Raw genomic sequence first — 21,525 nt, 5'->3', positions numbered from 1 at the left:
TTTGATACAATTGGTGACTTTTTCGCGCGTCTGGTTAATCGGTTAATGCGCTCAACCTTTGCTGGCGGGGCTTGCTCCTGACCCTTGTTTGCCCGTATTGGGACGGCATCGCCGAGCCAAAAAGGACCCTCCATATGATCAGGTCGATGACAGGATTTGCATCTGCCAGCAATGCGAACGCGCCGTTCAGTTGGGGTTGGGAAGTCCGTTCCGTGAATGGAAAGGGCCTTGATCTGCGCCTGCGCGTCCCCGACTGGGTTGACGGGCTTGAAGCCGGATTGCGCAAGAAACTTTCCGCCCGCGCGACCCGTGGCAACATCGCCTGCAACCTGCGTCTCGTGCGCGAGGACGGGGCCACGGGCCTGACGGTCAACGCCGACCAACTGGCCGCTGTGCTGAGCGCATTGCACCAGATCGAACAACAGGCGATGGACGCGGGGCTGTCATTGGCCCCCTCCAAGGCCACAGACATCGTGACAATGCGCGGCGTTCTGGAACAATCCGCACCGGGGCAGGACACCGCCGCACTTTGCGCCACGCTGCTGAGCGATTTCGATGCGGTGCTGGCAGATTTTGACGCCATGCGGCAAAGCGAGGGGGCGTTGTTGGCCGACCTGCTGGACACCCAGCTGGCACAGGTGGCCAGCCTGACATCCAAGGCCGCAGCCCTTGGCAAAACCCGCAAAGATGAGATGGCCGCAACCCTGCGCCGCGATTTGGCGCGGGTGATGGACAATGCCGACGGCGCGGATGAGGCACGCATCGCACAGGAACTGGCATTGATCGCCGTGAAATCAGATATCACCGAAGAAATAGACCGGCTTGGTGCCCATGTGTCGGCGGCGCGCGAACTGTTGGGGCAGGGTGGTGCCGTGGGGCGCAAGCTGGATTTCTTGATGCAGGAATTCAACCGTGAGGCGAATACACTGTGTTCCAAGGCGCAGAACAAGGCGCTGACGACCGTTGGGCTGGCGCTGAAGGCGGTGATCGACCAGATGCGCGAACAAGTGCAGAATGTGGAGTAAAAAATGACGGACCGACAGGGATTATTGATCATTCTCAGCTCGCCTTCCGGGGCCGGTAAATCCACTTTGGCACGGGCGCTTCGGACCTGGGATCCGACAATCTCGTTTTCGATTTCGGCCACCACGCGCGCCGCCCGTCCGGGCGAAGAGAATGGGCGCGAATATCATTTTGTGTCCGAACCTGAATTCAAGAGAATGGTTGCAGAGCGTGAATTGCTAGAACATGCCCATGTTTTCGGGAATTTCTACGGGTCACCCAAGGCCCCCGTGCTGGCCGCGATGCAGACCGGAACAGATGTTCTTTTTGACATTGACTGGCAGGGCGCGCAGCAAATCCGCAATTCCACCCAAGGCTTGAATACGCTGACAATCTTCCTTTTGCCCCCCTCAATTTCGGAACTCAGAAACCGGCTTCTGACCCGTGCGCAGGATGATGCCGGGACCGTGGCCCGGCGGATGGAAAAAAGCTGGGACGAGATAAGCCACTGGGATGGCTATGATTTTGTCCTGATCAACGACGATCTTGAGAAAACAGAGGCCCAGCTCAGGTCGATCATCATCGCCAGCCGTCTGCGGCGCAGCCAGCAAACGCACCTGAATGACCATGTGCGCAAATTGCAGGCGGAGTTTGAGGAATTGTCATGACACTTTATGCTTTGGGGACCGATCGCCCGACAGTTGATGATGACGCATGGGTTGCCCCGGACGCCAATCTGATTGGCAAGGTTATGCTTGAAGCGGGCAGTTCCGTCTGGTTCGGCGCAACACTGCGCGGCGACAACGAAGTGATCCATGTGGGCAGGGGCAGTAATGTGCAGGAAAACTGCGTGTTTCATACGGATATGGGGTTTCCGCTGACGATCGGGACCAATTGCACAATCGGGCACAAGGTGATGCTGCACGGCTGTACCATCGGCGATAATTCCCTGATCGGGATGGGTGCCACAGTGCTGAATGGGGCCCGGATTGGCAAGAATTGCCTGATTGGCGCAGGTGCATTGATCACAGAAAACAAAGATATCCCAGATGGATCGCTGGTCATGGGCGCACCGGGCAAGGTGATCCGGCAGCTTGATGATAAGGCAGTTGCGGCATTGACCGTCAGTGCGGAGCATTATGCGCAAAACGCGGCACGCTTTCGGCGCGACCTCAAACCGATCTGAGACATGACACCGGTACCGCATCTGTCCGAATTGTTGGCAGCCTTACCCTTGCCGACACTAGCCATAGACAAGAGCGAACGGATCATTGCCCTCAATCCATCCGCCGAGGCGCTGATCGGGACCAGTGCGCAGGGCCGCCATTTCATCACCGTTCTGCGCCAGCCCCAGTTGGTCGAAGCAGTTGAACAAACTCTGGTCGACCAAACCGCGCGCACGGCCCCCTATCTGGCCGGCGATGCCGGACGCGACACCACCTATGACGTATCTTTGCGGGCAATGGCGGACACCGGCATTGTCATCCTGAGCTTTCAGGATGTGACGCACCTGACCCAAGCCGGCCAAATGCGCCGCGATTTTGTTGCCAACGTCAGCCATGAGCTGCGCACGCCGCTGACCGCCCTGATGGGGTTTATCGAAACATTGGGCGGACCTGCGCGCGATGATCCTGCGGCACGGGATCGCTTTCTTGGCATCATGACCGGCGAGGCAGAGCGGATGAACCGGCTGGTTGGTGATCTCTTGTCGCTCAGCCGGGTTGAGGCCGAGGAACGTGTGCGCCCCACCGCGCAGATCGACGTGGGTAGTGTTATGCAAACCACAATGCGCAATCTCAACCCGCTGGCCGTAGACAACGGTGTGACGCTGAAACCCGATCTGGGATCTGATCCGTTGATCGTGCTTGGCGATGCCGATCAGCTTTTGCAGGTCTTCACCAACCTTGTTGAAAACGCCATCAAATATGGCGGATCTGGTGGAACCGTGGAAATCACCGCCCGGACCCATGCCCACGACACTGCGCTGCGCGCGCCCGCAGTGCGCATCACAGTCGCCGATCAAGGCCCAGGCATTGAACCCTTGCATATCCCGCGCCTGACCGAACGGTTTTACCGCGCCGACAGCCACCGCAGCCGCGCCCTTGGCGGCACCGGACTGGGGTTGGCGATCGTAAAGCATATCCTGAACCGCCACCGTGGACGGCTCAGAATCACCAGTGAATTGGGTAAGGGCGCAGAATTTACCGTCATTTTGCCCCTGGAGAATGTGGGTATCTGACCAACAAAAACCAATTTTTGCCATTTCTCACATCCGTCACAGACCTTGTCATAAAACTGTAACGTCGCTGTCACAAAAGCGCAGTGAGAGCCGCATAAACGGGCCTCAAGATCACCATGGGGGTGATCGTAAAGACTGCTGACAGGAGACATCATGTCCTTCGCAAAAATGACCACATCCGTGCTGGCAATCGCCGCCGTTTCTGCAACCGCTGCTGCGGCCCGTGATCAGGTGCAAGTCGCCGGGTCCTCCACTGTACTGCCTTATGCCTCTATCGTCGCCGAGGCTTTTGGCGAAAATTTTGATTTCCCGACACCCGTTGTTGAATCAGGCGGGTCATCTGCTGGCCTCAAGCGGTTCTGCGAAGGTGTGGGCGAAAACACCATCGACGTGGCCAACGCATCGCGTCAGATTAAGGACAGCGAAGTTGAGGTCTGTGCCGCAAATGGTGTGACCGATATCATCGAGGTTCAGATCGGGTATGACGGGATCGTATTCGCCTCTGACGTCGCCGGAGAGAGCTTTGAGTTCACCCCAACCGACTGGTACAAAGCGCTGAGCGCCGAGGTGGTCGTGGACGGCGCGATTGTCGCCAATCCCTATACGATGTGGAACGAAGTGAACCCCGATTTCCCCGCACAGGCAATCCAAGCCTATGTACCCGGCACCAAGCACGGCACCCGCGAGGTCTTTGAGGAAAAAGTCATTCTGGCTGGCTGCGAAGAAACCGGCGATTTCGAGGCCTTCATGGCTGTGAATGGCGAAGACAAAAAGGCCGCCGAGAAAGCCTGTATTGCGTTGCGCACTGATGGCAAATCGGTGGATATCGACGGTGATTACACAGAAACACTCGCCCGCATTGAAAGCAACAAAGACGGCATCGGCGTTTTTGGCCTCGCGTTTTATGAGAACAATACCGACAAGCTTCAGGTTGCGACCATGTCGGGGGTTGTGCCCTCAACCGACAGCATCTCAACCGGTGAATACCCAGTGTCCCGCCCGCTGTTCTTTTACGTCAAAAAGGCCCACATCGGCGTGATCCCCGGCCTCAAGGAATATGCCGAGTTCTTTGTTGCGGATGAAATTGCCGGCCCGGATGGTCCTTTGGCGGAATATGGTCTGGTTTCTGATCCTGCACTGACAGATACCCAAACCACCGTCGCGGATGAAACCGTGATGGGCGGCGGGTCCTGAGACCCGATTTGATCTGATAAATCAAGGGCCGCAGTTCTGCTGCGGCCCTTGATACTGACGCGACACCCGATACCAAGTTCAAAAAAACCAAAGGCGCGAAAGACAGTGCAATGACAGCCACCATTTTTGGCCTCCCCACACCAATCGCCTTGATCTTTGCCGTTTTGGGCATCGCCATGCTTGGCTATGTTGCGGCCCGCAAACGGGCGATGGCACGGGCAGGGGGCGATGCGCGCAATCTGCATTCCCTGCCAAACTTCTATGGCATGACAGCAGCGATGTTTGCCGCCGTCCCGGCACTTGGCGTCATGGTGATCTGGCTTTTGGCACAACCGACCGTGGTCCAGAACGCGGTTCTGCCGCTGATCCCGGCCAGTGAAATCAGCAGCACCGGCACTCAGAGCCTGATCCTGTCGGATGTGCGCCGGGTTGCGGACGGGTTGGACATCGCCCTGACGCAAGGCGCTTTGACGCCCGCCGAAATCGGCGCAATGGCGGATGATCCATCCTCTTTGCGTGCCACGCTTGGCAATGTGGGTGTGGCACTGGGTTCAGAGGTTCAGCCCTATGTTCTGGCGGCAGCACAGCAATCACGTGCCATCTCTGCGCAGGGGCGACTTTGGATGGTTGTGGTGGTGCTGGTGCTTGCCGTTTTGGGCGCAGGTATCGCGGTGCGCGCCGCTGATCCGGCATTTCGCGCGCGCAATGTGGTCGAGCGTGGCATCATGGTGCTGCTGATTGCTGCGGCGTCACTGGCCATTCTGACCACCGTGGGCATCGTTTTCTCGATGTTGTTTGAATCGATCAACTTTTTCCGCCTGCACGATTGGAAAGACTTCTTTCTTGGCAGCACCTGGGCCCCGAATTTCCGTGGTGACAGCGATCTGTCGATCCTGCCATTGCTCTGGGGTACGCTTTATATTTCAATCATCGCGTTGCTTGTGGCCGTGCCCATCGGCCTTTTTGCCGCGATCTACCTAAGTGAATACGCCAACAGCAAAGTGCGCAGTCTGGCCAAACCGCTGCTCGAAATCCTCGCGGGGATCCCGACAATCGTCTATGGCCTCTTTGCACTGCTGACTGTCGGTCCAGCACTTGTGCGCATCTTTGGGCGGGGTGAGGACGGAATTTTGGGGGTTGAATGGATGTCCGGTGCCACGTCTGTTCTAACCGCCGGGCTGGTCATGGGCATCATGCTGATCCCATTCGTGTCCTCCCTGTCTGACGATATCATCAACGCGGTGCCGCAATCGCTGCGCGACGGGTCCTTTGGACTTGGCGCGACACATTCCGAAACCGTGCGTCAGGTCATCTTGCCGGCGGCCCTGCCGGGCATTGTGGGGGCCATCCTGCTGGCTGCGAGCCGCGCGATTGGCGAGACCATGATCGTGGTGCTGGGGGCAGGGGCCATTGCCCGGATATCAGCCAATCCACTTGAGGCGATGACAACCATCACAACCCGCATCGTCAGCCAGCTGACCGGCGACACCGATTTTGCCAGCCCTGAGACGCTGGTGGCCTTCGCGCTGGGTCTGACGCTCTTTGTGCTGACGCTGGGGCTTAATGTTGTGGCGCTTTATATCGTGCGCAAATACCGGGAGCAGTACGAATGACCGATGTGACCAACACGCATAAATCCCTGCTGGTTCAGGATGCACGCACCCGCAAACGCAACCGGGCAGAGGCGCGGTTCAAGATGTACGGCATCGCTGCGATCGCGGTTGGCCTTTTGATGCTCGCGGTTCTGCTGGTGACAATCATCGGACGCGGGGCAGGTGCGTTTCAACAGACGTTTGTCACACTGCCGGTTGAGCTGACGGCAGAAAAACTCGACAAAAAGGGCAATCGCGATCTGGCTGACATCAAGAAATTATCCACCTTTGGATATGCCCCATTGATGAACGCAGCCCTTGAGGCGAAAGTTACGCAGGCCGGGATCGAAACCACGCTCAAACCCAAGTCGATGGCCGATATCCTGTCAAAAGATGCCGCTGCCCAATTGCGCAATTTTGTTCTGGCCAATCCTGAAATGATCGGTGAGGTCGTTGAATTCAGGTTTCTGACAAACAGCCGTGTTGATGGATACCTCAAAGGCAGGGTGACCCGCGACAGCATCGCAAACGACAAGAATATCAACGCGGAACAGCTTGATCTTGTTGATCAACTGCGCACCGATGGTGCGTTGAAAAAGCAATTCAATCTGGCGTTCATCACCGGGGCCGATGCCTCGGATGCGCGGCCAGAGGCGGCGGGCATGGGCGTATCCATGATTGGGTCGCTCTTTATGATGTTGGTGGTCCTGGTCCTTGCATTGCCAATTGGCGTCGCTGCGTCGATCTACCTTGAGGAATTTGCCCCGAAAAACTGGATCACCGACATCATTGAGGTGAACATCTCAAACCTTGCGGCGGTCCCGTCAATTGTCTTTGGTATCCTTGGTCTGGCCGTGTTCATCAACTACATGCATCTGCCAAACTCGGCCCCTTTGGTCGGCGGTTTGGTGCTGACGCTGATGACCTTGCCGACGATCATCATTTCGACCCGCGCATCGCTCAAATCCGTGCCGCCCTCGATCCGGGATGCGGCACTGGGGGTTGGGGCATCAAGGATGCAATCGGTGTTTCACCACGTCTTGCCCCTTGCCGCGCCCGGCATTCTCACCGGTGCAATTATCGGATTGGCGCAGGCCTTGGGTGAAACAGCGCCGCTGTTGCTGATTGGCATGGTCGGCTTTATCGCGTCAAACGCCCCTGATAGCATTTCATCGGGCTTGCTTGACCCAAACTCCGCCATGCCCGCCCAGATCTATGAATGGGCCAAACGCGCCGACCCGGCCTTTTATGAACGGGCGTGGGGCGGTATCATTATTTTGCTGGTATTCCTGATCACAATGAATGCCATCGCTATCATGCTGCGCCGCCGATTTGAGCGGCGCTGGTAAGGGAAACACATGAAAGACCAACTAATTCCAGAGAATGACGTGACAACCAAACCCGTCAAGATCGCAGCGCGCGACGTGCAAGTCTATTACGGCGACAATCACGCAATCAAGGACGTGAGCGTCGACATAGAGGACAAGACCGTGACCGCTTTCATCGGTCCGTCAGGCTGTGGGAAGTCGACATTTCTGCGCTGTATCAACAGGATGAACGACACAATTGATGTGTGCCGCGTCACGGGTGACATCCGCATTGACGGCGAAGACATCTATGACCGGGCTGTTGATCCGGTGCAATTGCGCGCCAAGGTTGGCATGGTATTTCAAAAACCCAACCCATTCCCCAAATCCATCTATGACAATGTGGCATATGGCCCGCGTATCCACGGACTATCCCGCAATAATAACGACTTGGACGAGATCGTTGAACGGGCGCTCAAACGTGCCGCGATCTGGAACGAGGTGAAAGACCGTTTGCAAGCGCCTGGCACAGGCTTGTCAGGGGGCCAGCAACAACGCCTGTGCATTGCCCGCGCGGTTGCAACCGAACCTGAGGTGTTGCTGATGGACGAACCGTGCTCTGCGCTGGACCCGATTGCGACCGCACAGGTTGAAGAACTGATCGATGAGTTGCGCACGAATTTCTCGGTGGTGATCGTCACCCACTCGATGCAGCAAGCCGCCCGCGTGAGCCAGAAAACCGCGTTTTTCCACCTTGGGCACCTGGTGGAGTTTGGCGACACCGACAAAATCTTTACCTCACCACACGACCCGCGCACAGAATCCTACATTACCGGCCGGATTGGATAATATCATGCAAGATCAACATATTGCGTCTGCCTTTGACCGTGATTTGGAGGCCGTTCAAGCCCAGATCATGAAAATGGGCGGTCTGGTCGAAGACGCCATTCGCCTTGCCGCCCAATCGCTCGAAACCCGCGACGATGAACTTGCAGATAAAGTGCGGGCAGGGGACAAGGCCATTGATGCGCTGGAAGACCTGATCAATGAGCGGGCGGCACGGGTGATTGCGCTGCGGGCACCCACCGCCATTGATTTGCGTCTGATCTTGAGCGTGATCAAGATTAGCGCCAGCCTGGAACGCATTGGAGACTATGCAAAAAACATGGCCAAGCGGACAGGCGTGCTGTCGCAGATCGACCCGGTGAACGACGGTGCGGGTTCGATCAGACGCATGGCGCGCACGGTTGAAGGCATGCTCAAAGACGCGCTGGATGCCTATATCCAACGCGATGCCGAATTGGCGATGGATGTCATTGGACGCGACGAAGATGTGGACCAGATGTATAACGCTTTGTTCCGCGAATTCCTGACTTTCATGATGGAAGATCCACGCAATATCACGGCCTGTATGCACTTGCATTTCATCGCGAAAAACACCGAACGGATGGGTGATCTTGTCACGTCAATCGCAGAACAGGTGGTCTATCTGGTGACCGGGCAGCACCCCGAAGAAGCGCGGCCAAAAGCCGATCAAACCTCAATTCGGCCAAAGGCTTGAGCGATATGTCAATGAGCCAACCCCAGGTCCTGCTGGTCGAAGATGAACCGGCCCAACGCGAGGTTCTGGCCTATAATCTTGAGGCCGAAGGATACATCGTGCACCGCGCCGAGAATGGCGAAGAAGCCATGCTGCTGGTGGCCGAAGCAAGGCCGGATCTTATGATCCTTGATTGGATGATGCCGCTGATGAGCGGCCTTGAAGTCTGTCGCCAGATCAAGACCCGCGAGGAAACCCGCGGCATTCCCGTCATCATGCTGTCCGCCAGATCAGAAGACGTCGATGCCGTTCGCGGACTGGAAACTGGTGCAGATGATTATGTTATCAAACCGTATTCGCTGAAAGAGCTGATGGCGCGCGTGCGCACGCAATTGCGCCGGTCGCGTCCGGCGGCGGCTGGTGCATCGCTCACGTATCAGGACATCACCCTTGATCCTGAACGCCACTGGGTCAGCCGTGGCGCGCATGACCTCAAACTGGGGCCGACCGAATATCGGCTGCTGGTAACGCTGTTGGAAAAACCCGGCCGGGTCTTTAGCCGCGACCAATTGCTCGACCATGTGTGGGGGCGCGATATCTATGTCGATACGCGTACGGTCGACGTGCACATCGCCAGATTGCGTAAAACGCTCACCAAACATGGGGGCAAAGACCCAATTCGCACTGTGCGCGGAGCGGGCTACGCATTAGGGTGATGCAGCAAGTATCTGATTTTGCAGCAACTAGGCATATCATTTATTTACATAATACTGATTATGAGTACTATGGTCATTAGAAAAACCCGCACCGGCAGTACACCCTTACACCCTTCTCAAAACCATCTCAGATCGTCACCCTACTGGACACGCGGACGTTGCACACGTTAACTGCGCAGAAACAAAGTGAGTTCTGACCCATGCCTTCTGTTCTGATCCTCAATGGTCCCAACCTAAACCTGCTGGGCACGCGCCAGCCCGAAGTCTATGGCAAGACCACCTTGGCGGACATCAATGCACTGTGCGAAGCTGCGGCGCAGCGCCTGGGCCTGACAATTGTGTTTGAGCAATCCAACCACGAAGGCATCCTCATCGATCTGATTCATGCCGCCAAAGGCACCCATGGGGCGATTATCCTCAATGCTGGCGCATTGACACATACGTCTATTGCGCTCATGGACGCGATCGCATCCGTTGAACTGCCCGTTGTTGAGGTTCATCTGAGCAATATCCATGCCCGCGAGGAATTTCGGCACACATCCTACATCGCCCCTGTTGCACTGGGTCAAATCTGCGGATTTGGGGCTAAAGGATATGAGATGGCTCTAGACGCGCTGTCAGAGAACATATTTAAATCATGAGCTTACGGGCGTATCTTCATGCCATTGCACGCTGCCCTTCGCTTGAGCAACTTTGGGAAACCCATACGCAACGAATGGCCGAATACGGCTTTGACCGGCTGATTTATGGGTTCACACGGTACCGCACTTCAACATCTTTGGGCGATCCCGAAGATTTTGTTATCCTGACCAACCACAGCCGCGAATACACCGACGAGTTTCTGCATGGCGGTCTGTATTTCCACGCGCCTATGGTACATTGGGCGCTGGCACATGACGGTGCATGCAGTTGGGCAGTTCTGCATGACATGACCCGTGAACGCGCCATGACCCCTGAAGAAGAGCGCGTTGTTGAATTCAATCGGCGCATGGGTGTGCACGCCGGCTATACCGTGAGTTTCAAATCGATCTCCAACCGCTCAAAAGGTGCGATTGCGCTGACCGCGAAACCTGGCATGTCTCAGGGCCAAGTTGATGCGGTTTGGGCCGAGCATGGCAGTGACATTCAATTGATGAACGAAATTGCACATCTCAAGATACTCACCCTACCCTACAGCACGCCCAGCCGTGCCTTGACGCCGCGCCAACGTGAGGCGCTGGAATGGGTTGGCGACGGCAAGACCATGCAGGATATCGCTGTATTGATGGGACTGACTTCGGCCACGGTTGAAAAGCATCTGCGCCTTGCACGGGATGCGTTAGCGGTCGAGACAACAGCCCAGGCCGTGTTAAAGGCGTCATTTGCGAACCAAATGTTTGTGATGGACGTCTGAAACGCAATAAAAATGCGCAAGGTAGGGAATCCCCTACTGGTCATTTGTTTCAAGTTAACGCATAGTAAACCTGTTCCTGCAAAACGGATTTTCCCTAGGAACAACGGCCCGCAAATCCCTGAGATAAAGGGGCTCTTTCAGGTCGCCGCGATCAGCTGGCATATTGTTCGCCTGACTGACCGGACTTTACATACACGCCCGGCTCCTCCCCGAGCATATTGTACCGTATGGGCGATTAGGGCAGGTTCATGAGTTGCCATGGACCTGCCCGACCCTGTTTCACTGGTGCGTGCCACCCTCGCTGCCAAACTCAAGCCAACCGCGGGCCGCCGGATTCAAAGCGCTGTCCATCGCCACATCATAGGCCTTTAATTGGTCCGAGGTCAGTTTGCCTTGCCATTTCCCGCTTGTGCCGCTGTGAAAGAACTCGGAATCAGACTTCATAAATCCTTTGCCACCAGAGGGCGCGTATCGCTCTGCATGGGTTTTCATATTGTCAAACGTTGCAGCGGCCACCAAGGCAGACATCACATCGGGCGGATGTGAGATGCACAGCAGCTGCGCAACCATTGCCATTGTCCCAGCCAGATCCCGGCTCATGTCAGCGTAGTGAAACAAGGACACATTGGGGCGGTCTGCCAGCGCAAGAGCCGCCTAATAATGGTGAAGTATGTGCGCCAGCGGCATTGCATCCATGTCAAAACCTTCGGCCCCGCCATCCAGAAAGCGGCGGAAAATCACCTCGTTGTCCTCGTCCTCTGGATAAAAGAGTTCAAATCCCTTCACAGGGATATTCCGCACGTGTTTGCGGTATGAAAAATGCGCGTCCAGAGGATGGCGATACACCAGCAGATAATGCCCATCCTCGCGGTACGGCACACCGTCCATCGGTGTGTGACTTTTGACACTCCGGCGATGCGGCAACGCTTCAAGCCGGTCTGCGACCTCGTCCATTTCGCGGATGCGAATTTCTATCCAGGGCATTTTCACCGAAAGCTCTGGTTCGACGTCAGGATCGCCCGAAAAGAGCAGCGCCACGATGGTTTGCTTCCATGTGGTGCCGCATTTCGGCGGGGTGACGACCTAGACATCGTTCGCGCGCGCCACGAACTTGTCCCAGCGTCGGTTGTCGGTCAGTGGACCCAAATACAATTTGCGATCTGACATGGTGTTCAATCCTATCAAATAAATTGAACAAGCCTAAGCGCCCGCGGTCGGATCTCAAAATAAAAAACGGGGCGCATTGCAGCACCCCGTTCTAGATATTTTCGTGTGGTACGCTCAGCCTTTGGCGGCTTTGGCCACTTCGGCTGCGAAATCTTCTTTGATGACTTCGATGCCCTCACCCACTTCGAGACGTACAAATCCAGTGATTGTGGCACCTGCTTCTTTGGCCGCATCTTCGACGGTCAGATCAGGATTCACAACAAAGGCCTGGTTCAGCAGCGTCACTTCGGACATGTATTTCTTCATCCGACCGACGATCATCTTTTCGATGACGGCTTCGGGCTTGCCAGATTCGCGTGCGATGTCCATCTGAACTGTTTTCTCTTTTTCGACCACGGATGGGTCAAGATCTGCCTCAGACAAGGACGCCGGGTTCACAGCTGCAATGTGCATTGCAACCTGTTTGCCAAAACCTTCATCGCCGCCGGTCATTGCGACCAGAACACCAATTTTACCCATGCCGGGGGCTGCTGCGTTGTGCACATAGGATACAACTGTGTCGCCTTCGATGGCGGACATGCGCCGTACCGACATGTTCTCACCGATCACGGCAACCGCGTCTGTCACGGTCTGTTCAACGGATTTGCCACCCATGTCCGTCGCTTTCAACGCATCAACATCAGATGCTGAAACTGCAACGTCAGCAATCCCGGCGACCATTTTCTGAAAATCAGAGTTCTTGCCAACAAAATCGGTTTCAGAGTTCACTTCGACCGCGACGCCGCGGCCACCTTCGACTTTGACTGCAACAAGACCTTCGGCGGCAGTACGGCCGGATTTCTTGGCCGCTTTGGCCAATCCTTTGGTGCGCAGCCAATCGACGGCTGCTTCCATATCGCCGTCTGTTTCTGTCAGTGCCTTTTTGGCGTCCATCATGCCTGCGCCGGTGCTGTCGCGCAGCTCTTTGACCATAGATGCTGTGATTGCCATCTTCTGGGTCTCCTGTTTCAAATGAGGTGTTGGGGCAGGTCATCCCTGCCCCACGTTATAAAATCGATGCCGCCGGATGCATCCGGCGGTATCAGATCAGGACTTGGCGTCTGCCACTGTCTCTTTTTTGGATTCAATGTCCAAAACCGCGTCTTTTGACATGACGTCATCGGCCACAGTTTCAGAGGAGGCATTGCCAACTTCGACACCTGTTGATGCTGCTGGTGTTTCTTCAACCAGCGCTTCTTCAGCGGGTGCTTCTTCCATTGCGCCCAGATCAACGCCTGCTGCACCCAGTTGGGCCGACATGCCGTCAAGTGCGGCACGTGCCGCCAGATCGCAGTAAAGGCCAATGGCGCGCGCCGCGTCATCGTTGCCCGGGATCAGGTAATCAACGCCGTCAGGTGAGCAGTTGGTGTCAACCACAGCCACAACCGGGATACCCAGCTTGTTGGCTTCGGCAATGGCCAGTGCTTCTTTTTTCACGTCGATCACAAAGATCAGGTCAGGACGTCCGCCCATTTCGCGGATGCCGCCCAAAGAAGCCTGAAGCTTGCCCTGATCGCGTTCCATACCAAGACGTTCTTTCTTGGTCATACCGGCAAAGCCGACTTCGGACTGTTCGTCGATATGCTTGAGGCGCTGGATCGACTTTGACACCGTCTGCCAGTTGGTCAGCGTGCCACCCAGCCAGCGGTGGTTCATGTAATACTGTGCGCATTTTTCTGCGGCTTCGGCAACGGGCTGTGCTGCCTGACGCTTTGTCCCGACAAAAAGAATGCTGCCGCCCTTGGCGACGGTGTCACGGATGACTTGCAGTGCCTGATCCAGCATTGGAACGGTCTGTGTCAGGTCCATGATGTGAATGCCGTTGCGCGCGCCGTAAATATACGGACCCATACGTGGGTTCCAGCGCTGCGTCTGGTGGCCAAAGTGTACGCCTGCTTCAAGCAGTTGGCGCATGGAGAACTCAGGAAGAGCCATGTCTTTATACCTTTCCGGTTTAGCCTCATCGGGGGTATGACACCATGTGGTACCAACCGGCGGACGTCTTGGGATGTCTCCCCAAGCAAGCCCAACCCCGACTGCGGGTTTAAGTGAGGTGGCGTATAGGGTGCGGCGGAACACTGTGCAAGGGTCGATTTAACCTTTGACAGCACACAGCGACTGGTCTTTGCTGGTTCACGCCAATGTGACGGACGCAACCAATCGTCTTAGCGCAGAGTTATACCAAGAACAAAAACAATGGGGAATATCAGATGAACATCTTTACCACCGCGATCGCGGCATCTTTGTTGGCCGTGGCCGCCTATGCTGAACCGCTGATCTTGACTCCCGCAGATCCACAGCCTGACGCAGGCGACCTGGCACCGGGACTGGCCGTTTCTTACGCCTACAAGAGCGTGCGCACGCTGGACGAGGCAACGGAGGCATTGCAGGACGCCAGCGAAGGGACACCGATCAAGGGATTGTCTTATGAAGACAACAATGAGGGTGATCTCACAATGACATCAAAGTCCGCCCAGAAAGTGGTCGCCGCAATCAGTGGCTTTGTCCGCTTTGATGCGCCGGGCACTTTTGAGGTTGATACCCTCAGCAACGATGGTCTGGTGTTGACGATTGGTGGTCAGGAAGTTGCGTTTTACGATGATGTTCATGCCTGCGAACCCTCGGGCGTGACAGAAGTCGAGGTACCGGAGGCCGGATGGTACGCCCTTGAGGCGACCTATTTCCAACGCAAAGGGTCTGCCTGCCTGACCATGGAATGGAATGTAGACGGGGCATTGGGCCAGGTGCCGGACGCGGCGTTCGCGCACACCAAATAAAGCAGGCGTTTCAGGCCTGATCCAAAAAATCTGAATGGGCCGCCCTGACGGCCCGTTCACAAGCCAGCGCCAGCGACTTGCGATTGGCAAAATCAGCAACTTTCAAAGGCGCATGATAGACAATCGTGACGCTGCCTTGCCGCGCCGGTGCAAGCGTTGCAACAAGATGTGACCCAAAGGTCATATCCCCCCACCACCCGTAAAACCGCGCGTCCATGCCCGGTGGTGCGCGATAGACAACTGTCACTGGCTGTACGGAAATTTCATCCCGTATACTCGGCTCAAAAAACGCCTGAAACAACGTTGTTTTAAACGGCAGCACCTGCAAACCATCCGTGCTTGTCCCTTCCGGAAAGAAAAGCAACTTGTGGCCGGCAAAAAGCCGGGTGTGGAAAACCTCGGTCTGCTCATGTGCCTTGGACGGATTGCGTTCGATGAAAACGGTGCCAGTGGCGCGGGCCAGCCAACCGATGCCCGGCCATCCCGCAACCTCGGATTTTGAGACGAAATAGATGCGCTTGGCAACATTCAACGCGAATATATCAAGCCACGACGTATGGTTTGCCACGACCGCACCGCGCGCAGCCATCGGCGATCCCTCAACATGATGGGAAATACCCAAGATCAAAAACGCCATGCGGCACACGAATTGAGTTATATGGGGCGTCACCGGGCGATTCACCCCGCACACTGGCCGTTCAACCATGCGCACCAGCACCAAAACCGCCAGACCGCCAAACACCAGCACAGCCAGCGCCAGCCCCCGCAGGAAAACCCGTATCCATCCCGTGACGGTTATGCGCGGCAAAACCGGCAGGTCACCACTGTCCCACGTCTGGGTCATTGCGGCGCACCACCATAGATGCGGGCCTGACGGGCACTCATTTGGTTGGTGTCCATGATCAGGCACACATCCACGGTATTAAACGCATGATCCACATAAGCCCCCTCGCCCACACATCCACCAAGGCGCAGATACGCTTTGATCAGGCTCGGAATTTGCATCATCGCGGCACGCCGATCGAGATGAGCTTCGTCAATCAAGTTCATGTTCTGAAAAGATTGATCCAAGGCCCTGACCCGCAGTTCAGGTGGCGCAAGATGACGGTGATGCAAAAGCGACAAGGGCTGCGACAAGGCCGCGATGTCCGTGCCATGAAAACTCGCGACACCGAACAATACTTCAACGCGATGTTGGGCCACATATTGCGCCAGCGCGGCCCAGAGGTGATGCATCGCCATCCCGCCCCGGTAATCAGGGTGCAAACACGACCGACCAAGTTCCAGGATACGCCGACCGGATGCCAGAAGCGGTGCCAGATCGTATTCGCCTTCAGAATAGAACCGTCCAGCTTCGCGGGCTTTCTCTGGGCGCATTAAACGATATACACCGACAACGGAACCGGTGCGCTGATCGTAAAGCAAAAGATGGTCAAAAAACGGGTCCAGCTCGTCTCTTTCCAGCTCTGCATCGTGGTCCACCAGCGCGCCGCCGCCCCCCAGTTCTCGGACAAACACCTGATACCGCAGCCGCTGCGCGGCCCGCAGCTCTTCAGCCGTCTGTGCCAACTTTACGTGAAAATCTGCTGCAACTGCATGGGCCATTGGCCTTTTGCAACCCTCTCGGTGCCTGTTGAAACCTCTTAGGCAATCAACTGTTCAAGTGCAATACGCACATATTTTTCGGAGATGCGTATTTACATGTATAAGTTGTATTGACGACAGAACTGCACGCTATAAGCTTCAAGCACGTTACGTCTTAATCAAGGTGCGTCGTCAAAGACAGGCATCAATCCAACACGAAAGCTGTCAATGACAATTTTACCTTCGTCCCTGAAATTCACCGTCACTTTGCCTGAAACATTGCTTTGGACCTGTCCCACACCCCATTCTGGTCGATCTGGATTTCGGACCAGCATGCCGGGGGTCAAAATCGCATTAAGATCGTCCATTCGGGGTCCTTTCGCGGGGGTGAGCCTGTGATTGTGCAGGACAACATCAACCTGGCCACCCTGATCGGCAGCCGTATTTGTCATGATCTGATATCGCCGATTGGCGCGATCAACAATGGGCTGGAGTTGCTGTCGATGGCTGACAACCCGCCTGCCGGTCCGGAGATGGAGTTGATCGGGACCAGCGTCGATAATGCCAGCGCCCGCATTCGGTTTTTCAGGATCGGTTTTGGGGCCGCCGGGCATCAGATGGTTGGGCGCGCGGAAATTACTTCAATCCTGCGCGATCTGTATCAGGAAAGCCGGCTGACGCTCGAGTGGCTGCCGGAGGAGCCGCAGCCGCGCGCCGCAGTGCGGTTGGTCTTCCTCGCGATCCTGTGTCTTGAGACAGCGATGCCATACGGCGGACGGGCCGAAGTGTCCGAGGCTGAAGGCAAATGGATGCTCAAAGGCACGGCGGACAAGTTGAACGTCGATCCGGCCCTTTGGGCGCTTTTGGCCGAACAATCGCCCGACACGTCACTGCAGCCTTCCCATGTTCAATTTGCGCTTTTGCCCAAAATCGCCGGTGATGACGGCAGACGCATCAGATCATCCTCGAACGGCACCAGCGTCACCATTCAGTTCTGAATTTACGCTCTTATGGTGCCGTCACCGGTCACCAGATATTTGAAACTGGTCAATTGCGCCGCCCCGACCGGCCCACGGGCATGCATCTTGCCAGTGGCAATGCCAATCTCTGCGCCCATGCCAAATTCACCGCCATCGGCAAACTGGGTTGAGGCGTTGTGCATCAGAATTGCGCTGTCCAGTTGGTTCATGAACTGCTGAACGGTTGCGGGATCTTCGGTCAGGATACAATCGGTGTGGTTTGAACCATACTTGCGGATGTGGGCGATCGCATCATTCACATCTGTCACCGTTTTGGCGGCGATGATCATGTCCAGATATTCGCGCCCCCAATCGTCGTCCTGCGCCGGCATGGTGCCGGAAATATGCCCCAGCGACTGATCCACACGCACCTCGACACCGGCATCAATCAGGGCGCGGATCACACCCTGACCAATTGTCTTGGCAACTTTTTCATGGATCAACAGACATTCCGCCGCACCACAGATACCTGTACGCCGGGTCTTGGCATTCATCACAACCTTAAGCGCCTTTTCAGGGTCGGCATCTGCGTCAATGTAGATGTGCACAATGCCTTCGAGATGGGCAAAGACCGGCACCCGTGCCTCGCGCTGGACCAACCCGACAAGCCCCTTGCCCCCACGCGGGACAATCACGTCAATGGTGTCGGTCATGGTCAGCATCGCGCTGACGGCCGCCCGGTCGCGGGTCGGCACCAACTGCACGGCATCTTCGGGCAGATCGGCATCACGCAAGCCTTGCTGCAGACAGGAATGGATCGCGCGGGATGAATGGAACCCTTCGGACCCACCCCGCAGGATCACCGCATTGCCCGCCTTGAGACACAAGGCACCGGCATCCGCAGTTACATTGGGTCGCGATTCATAGATCACGCCGATGACGCCCAGGGGCGTACGCACCCGCTTGATGTGCAGGCCTGAGGGTTGATCCCACTCTTCCAGCACCTCGCCCACCGGATCGGCCTGTTCGGCAACACTGCGCAGTCCATCAACCATACCCTGAATGCGCGCCTCATCCAGCATCAGGCGGTCCATCATGGCGTCCGACAGACCCTTGTCACGGCCAAAGGTCATATCCTTTTCGTTCGCGGCCAGAATATCCACCCGGCTGGCCCAGACGGCATCTGCCGCACCCATCAGCGCGGCGCGCTTGGCCTGCGCGCTGGCGCTGGCAAGTTCGGCAGCGGCCAGTTTGGCGCGCCGCCCGATAGCTGCCATCAGTTCAGGAATGTTATCCATATTTTCCATAATCTTACCCCAGCCCCCTAAACTGCCATATCATCACGGTGGATCAGCGCAGCCCTTCCCGGATAGCCCAATATCGCTTCGATTTCAGCGGATTTATACCCCTTAATCTGCGTCGCCTCTGCCGATGAGTATCTGGTCAGCCCATAGCCGATTGCCCGTCCCGTCTGATCCAGCAATGCCACGCTGTCACCGCGCTCAAAGGGACCTGCGACCGCACTGATCCCCGCAGGCAGCAATGATTTTCCGCGCGCCAAAGCCGCTACAGCACCTGCATCCAGGGTGACGGACCCGCGCGGCTTCATCGCCGCAATCCAGCGTTTGCGCGCCGCTTGCGGATCGGTTTGCGCAGTGAACCATGTGGCATTTGCGCCCTGCTCCAGTGCCGTCAAAGGTCGGATAACCGACCCTTCGGTGATCGCCATGGCACACCCCGCCGCCGTTGCGGTTTTGGCGGCCATCAGCTTGGTTTTCATGCCACCCTTAGACAATCCAGAACCCGCATCGCCGGCCATCGCCTCAATCTCGGCGGTGATGGTGTCGATCTGCGCATACCTGGTCGCGGTGGCATCCTCGGTCGGGTTTGCGCTGTAAAACCCGTCCACATCGGACAGCAGGATCAACTGATCCGCGCCCACCGTGACCGCAATCTGTGCCGCCAGGCGGTCATTGTCACCAAAACGGATTTCATCCGTCGCAACGGTATCGTTTTCGTTCACAATCGGGACCACACCCAGGCTCAGCAATTGTTCCATGGTGGCGCGGCTGTTCAGATAGCGGCGGCGGTCGGCGCTGTCTTCCAAGGTTACCAGCACCTGCGCGGTGGTGATGTTATGCGGGGCCAGAACCTCTTCATAGGCCCGCGCCAGTCTAATCTGCCCCACCGCAGCGGCGGCTTGCGATTGTTCCAGCGCCAATGTCGTCACCGGCAGGCCCAAAACCCCGCGCCCCAACGCGATAGAGCCTGATGAAACCAACACAACGTCATGCCCGAGCGATTTGAGCCAGGCCACATCCTGTGCCAGCCCCACCAACCAATCCGAGCGCAAGGCACCGGTTTTTCGGTCAACCAGCAAGGCCGACCCGATTTTGATCACGACCCGTTTGGCAGCGCTCAGGGTTGCCATGGTGCCGCTTCTTCTACGGGTCGATAGCGCAGGCGGTCCTCGTCAATCTGACCGCGCAGGGCGCGCAGCACCTCTGTGACGCCTTCGCCCGCAACGCCTGACATCATCATGACATCGCCGCCGCTGGCTTTTTTCAACTTCTTCAAAGCACTTGCACGTTCTTCTTCGTCCAACGCATCAACTTTGTTGAGCACCGTGATCCGGGGTTTTTCAGCCAGATCACCTCCGTATTTTTCAAGTTCTGTGATGATTGTCCGATAATCTTCGGCCACGGTTTCTGAGGTGCCATCAACCAGATGCAACAAAACCGCGCACCGCTCCACATGGCCAAGAAACACATCGCCAAGGCCACGCCCTTCGGAAGCTCCTTCAATCAGACCGGGAATGTCAGCAACCACAAATTCGGTGTTGTCCACGCCCACAACGCCCAGATTGGGGTGCAGCGTGGTGAAGGGATAATCGGCAATTTTCGGTCGCGCATTGGAGGTTGCGGCCAGAAACGTCGATTTGCCAGCGTTGGGCAGGCCCAGCAGCCCTACATCCGCAATCAGTTTCAACCGTAACCACAGCGTCCGTTCCACACCGTCCTGACCCGCATTGGCGCGCCGGGGTGCCTGATTTGTTGCCGATTTGAAGTGCAGGTTGCCAAAACCGCCGTTGCCACCGCGTGCCAGTTCGACGCGCTGGCCAAGTTCGGCCATGTCGACCAGCAAGGTTTCCTGATCTTCGTCCATAATCTGGGTACCCACAGGCACCCTCAAAACAATGTCGTCGCCGTCTTTGCCAGTGCGCTGCCGTCCCATACCGGGCTGGCCGTTCTTGGCGAAAAAGTGCTGCTGATAGCGAAAATCGATCAGTGTGTTCAGCCCATCGACCGCTTCGGCCCAGACCGATCCACCGCCGCCCCCATCTCCACCGTCCGGCCCGCCATATTCGATATATTTCTCGCGCCGAAACGACACGCAGCCCCCGCCGCCCGCGCCGGATCGGATATAGACTTTGCACAGGTCGAGGAATTTCATGGCGGTGGCCTTTAAAAAAGGGGGGCTAAAGCTTGCGGCTATAGGTCCAGGTGGGTACGGCAGCATCACGGGCCAGACAATAGGTTTCCGCATCACCCAGATAGACAAAACCCGCATTGGTCAGCACTTTGGCTGACGCGGGGTTGTCGTGGTAGACGGACGCAAACATCGTGTCATTGCCCAGCGGGTTCGTCGTGACAAGGGCCTTCACGGCATCGGACGCCAGATGGGTGTTCCAGAATGCCGGGGCAACCCAATAGCCGACCTCAGTCTGATTGCGATCGAGCCGGGACAGCGAAATAACACCCATCACTTCGGCACCGCCCGATTTAAGCCCATCCATCACCCACACATCTTCATCGCGCGGCTCGTTCAAGGCGCGGGTGATGAAGGCGTCGATGGTGCCGGGGGGCAATGGATGCGGGATGCTCGACGTGGTCATTGCGACACGGGGGTCACTGGCATACATCTCGATCAAACCCAGATCGGATCGCTGCAACGGGCGCAGATCAAAGCGTTCGGTTTCGATCACCGGCTGGTTGGCAATAGGCTGTATTTTCATC

The 21,525-nt window shown here is 56.7% G+C and carries 23 protein-coding genes and 1 pseudogene; 14 read left to right on the top strand and 10 right to left on the bottom strand.

What is annotated here, in order from left to right; all coding sequences use genetic code 11:
• Positions 1-134 precede the first annotated feature (134 nt).
• The 12 genes from ACEWL3_RS07905 (at position 135) to ACEWL3_RS07850 (ending at position 10,983) form a co-directional block, all read left to right on the top strand.
• The gene (locus ACEWL3_RS07905) at positions 135-1,025 is read left to right on the top strand and encodes a YicC/YloC family endoribonuclease (RefSeq protein WP_386178958.1); all 891 of its coding nucleotides are present in this window, start codon (positions 135-137) and stop codon (positions 1,023-1,025) included.
• Positions 1,026-1,028: 3 nt separating this feature from the next.
• Positions 1,029-1,670 (top strand): guanylate kinase, encoded by a 642-nt coding sequence (gene gmk, locus ACEWL3_RS07900; protein WP_386178961.1) that lies wholly within the window; start codon positions 1,029-1,031, stop codon positions 1,668-1,670.
• Positions 1,667-2,188 (top strand): gamma carbonic anhydrase family protein, encoded by a 522-nt coding sequence (locus ACEWL3_RS07895; RefSeq protein ID WP_386178964.1) that lies wholly within the window; start codon positions 1,667-1,669, stop codon positions 2,186-2,188. Before gmk ends, ACEWL3_RS07895 begins: the two co-directional genes overlap by 4 nt.
• Positions 2,189-2,191: 3 nt before the next feature.
• Positions 2,192-3,241, top strand: a complete 1,050-nt coding sequence (locus ACEWL3_RS07890) for an ATP-binding protein (RefSeq protein ID WP_386178967.1) — start codon at positions 2,192-2,194, stop codon at positions 3,239-3,241.
• Between the two features lie 153 nt (positions 3,242-3,394).
• On the top strand, positions 3,395-4,435 hold the full coding sequence (locus ACEWL3_RS07885; protein ID WP_386178969.1) for a substrate-binding domain-containing protein: 1,041 nt from the start codon (positions 3,395-3,397) through the stop codon (positions 4,433-4,435).
• A 110-nt stretch (positions 4,436-4,545) separates the two neighbouring features.
• Positions 4,546-6,048, top strand: a complete 1,503-nt coding sequence (gene pstC / locus ACEWL3_RS07880; protein ID WP_386178972.1) for a phosphate ABC transporter permease subunit PstC — start codon at positions 4,546-4,548, stop codon at positions 6,046-6,048.
• The gene (pstA, locus tag ACEWL3_RS07875; protein ID WP_386178975.1) at positions 6,045-7,376 is read left to right on the top strand and encodes a phosphate ABC transporter permease PstA; all 1,332 of its coding nucleotides are present in this window, start codon (positions 6,045-6,047) and stop codon (positions 7,374-7,376) included. Before pstC ends, pstA begins: the two co-directional genes overlap by 4 nt.
• Before the next feature lie 9 nt (positions 7,377-7,385).
• Positions 7,386-8,183, top strand: coding sequence for a phosphate ABC transporter ATP-binding protein PstB (pstB, locus tag ACEWL3_RS07870; RefSeq protein WP_386178978.1), 798 nt, complete (start codon positions 7,386-7,388; stop codon positions 8,181-8,183).
• A gap of 4 nt (positions 8,184-8,187) precedes the next feature.
• Positions 8,188-8,895: a phosphate signaling complex protein PhoU gene (gene phoU, locus ACEWL3_RS07865; RefSeq protein ID WP_114878675.1), complete on the top strand. Its 708-nt coding sequence runs from the start codon at positions 8,188-8,190 to the stop codon at positions 8,893-8,895.
• Between the two features lie 5 nt (positions 8,896-8,900).
• Positions 8,901-9,590 carry a phosphate regulon transcriptional regulator PhoB gene (gene phoB, locus ACEWL3_RS07860; RefSeq protein WP_386178983.1) on the top strand — a complete coding sequence of 230 codons (690 nt, stop codon included), beginning with the start codon at positions 8,901-8,903 and terminating at the stop codon, positions 9,588-9,590.
• 200 nt (positions 9,591-9,790) lie between these two features.
• Positions 9,791-10,231, top strand: coding sequence for a type II 3-dehydroquinate dehydratase (aroQ, locus tag ACEWL3_RS07855; protein WP_386178986.1), 441 nt, complete (start codon positions 9,791-9,793; stop codon positions 10,229-10,231).
• Positions 10,228-10,983, top strand: coding sequence for a LuxR family transcriptional regulator (locus ACEWL3_RS07850; protein WP_386178989.1), 756 nt, complete (start codon positions 10,228-10,230; stop codon positions 10,981-10,983). Before aroQ ends, ACEWL3_RS07850 begins: the two co-directional genes overlap by 4 nt.
• A gap of 279 nt (positions 10,984-11,262) precedes the next feature.
• On the opposite strand, the pseudogene ACEWL3_RS07845 reads toward ACEWL3_RS07850, so the two are convergent.
• The 3 genes and pseudogenes from ACEWL3_RS07845 to rpsB all read right to left on the bottom strand — a co-directional run.
• Positions 11,263-12,054, bottom strand: a pseudogene (locus ACEWL3_RS07845) (sulfotransferase domain-containing protein); the annotation flags it as partial.
• A gap of 210 nt (positions 12,055-12,264) precedes the next feature.
• Positions 12,265-13,140, bottom strand: coding sequence for a translation elongation factor Ts (gene tsf, locus ACEWL3_RS07840; RefSeq protein WP_386178992.1), 876 nt, complete (start codon positions 13,138-13,140; stop codon positions 12,265-12,267).
• Between the two features lie 96 nt (positions 13,141-13,236).
• A complete protein-coding gene (gene rpsB, locus ACEWL3_RS07835; RefSeq protein ID WP_386178995.1) occupies positions 13,237-14,124 on the bottom strand; it encodes a 30S ribosomal protein S2 in 888 nt (295 codons plus the stop codon).
• Positions 14,125-14,399: 275 nt separating this feature from the next.
• Here rpsB and ACEWL3_RS07830 point away from each other — a divergent pair, with 275 nt between their 5' ends.
• Positions 14,400-14,966, top strand: coding sequence for a PA14 domain-containing protein (locus ACEWL3_RS07830; RefSeq protein ID WP_386178998.1), 567 nt, complete (start codon positions 14,400-14,402; stop codon positions 14,964-14,966).
• Positions 14,967-14,976: 10 nt separating this feature from the next.
• On the opposite strand, the gene olsA is transcribed toward ACEWL3_RS07830, so the two are convergent.
• The 3 genes from olsA to ACEWL3_RS07815 form a co-directional block, all read right to left on the bottom strand.
• Complete coding sequence (gene olsA / locus ACEWL3_RS07825; protein WP_386179001.1) at positions 14,977-15,810, bottom strand: lyso-ornithine lipid O-acyltransferase; 834 nt, start codon at positions 15,808-15,810, stop codon at positions 14,977-14,979.
• Positions 15,807-16,571: an L-ornithine N(alpha)-acyltransferase gene (olsB, locus tag ACEWL3_RS07820; RefSeq protein ID WP_386179004.1), complete on the bottom strand. Its 765-nt coding sequence runs from the start codon at positions 16,569-16,571 to the stop codon at positions 15,807-15,809. The genes olsA and olsB overlap by 4 nt, the downstream gene beginning before the upstream one ends.
• 158 nt (positions 16,572-16,729) lie before the next feature.
• Positions 16,730-16,918, bottom strand: a complete 189-nt coding sequence (locus ACEWL3_RS07815) for a DUF3553 domain-containing protein (RefSeq protein ID WP_114878685.1) — start codon at positions 16,916-16,918, stop codon at positions 16,730-16,732.
• A 30-nt stretch (positions 16,919-16,948) separates the two neighbouring features.
• On the opposite strand from ACEWL3_RS07815, the gene ACEWL3_RS07810 reads away from it, so the two are divergent.
• On the top strand, positions 16,949-17,548 hold the full coding sequence (locus ACEWL3_RS07810) for a histidine phosphotransferase family protein (protein ID WP_386179471.1): 600 nt from the start codon (positions 16,949-16,951) through the stop codon (positions 17,546-17,548).
• A 2-nt stretch (positions 17,549-17,550) separates the two neighbouring features.
• On the opposite strand, the gene ACEWL3_RS07805 is transcribed toward ACEWL3_RS07810, so the two are convergent.
• From ACEWL3_RS07805 to ACEWL3_RS07790, 4 genes are read right to left on the bottom strand one after another with little or no spacing between them, the layout of a single operon-like run.
• Entirely contained in the window at positions 17,551-18,816 is a 1,266-nt protein-coding gene (locus tag ACEWL3_RS07805; RefSeq protein WP_386179008.1) for a glutamate-5-semialdehyde dehydrogenase, read from the bottom strand.
• A 17-nt stretch (positions 18,817-18,833) separates the two neighbouring features.
• The gene (gene proB, locus ACEWL3_RS07800) at positions 18,834-19,940 is read right to left on the bottom strand and encodes a glutamate 5-kinase (protein WP_386179011.1); all 1,107 of its coding nucleotides are present in this window, start codon (positions 19,938-19,940) and stop codon (positions 18,834-18,836) included.
• Complete coding sequence (gene obgE, locus ACEWL3_RS07795; RefSeq protein WP_386179014.1) at positions 19,928-20,962, bottom strand: GTPase ObgE; 1,035 nt, start codon at positions 20,960-20,962, stop codon at positions 19,928-19,930. Before obgE ends, proB begins: the two co-directional genes overlap by 13 nt.
• Before the next feature lie 25 nt (positions 20,963-20,987).
• A complete protein-coding gene (locus ACEWL3_RS07790; protein WP_386179017.1) occupies positions 20,988-21,524 on the bottom strand; it encodes a GNAT family N-acetyltransferase in 537 nt (178 codons plus the stop codon).
• Position 21,525 lies beyond the last annotated feature (1 nt).

The organism is Sulfitobacter sediminivivens (genome assembly GCF_042611115.2).
In the GTDB taxonomy this organism is placed as follows: domain Bacteria; phylum Pseudomonadota; class Alphaproteobacteria; order Rhodobacterales; family Rhodobacteraceae; genus Sulfitobacter; species Sulfitobacter sediminivivens.
Note: the sequence above shows the minus strand (reverse complement) of the source record. Positions and strands in the feature narration are given on the sequence as shown.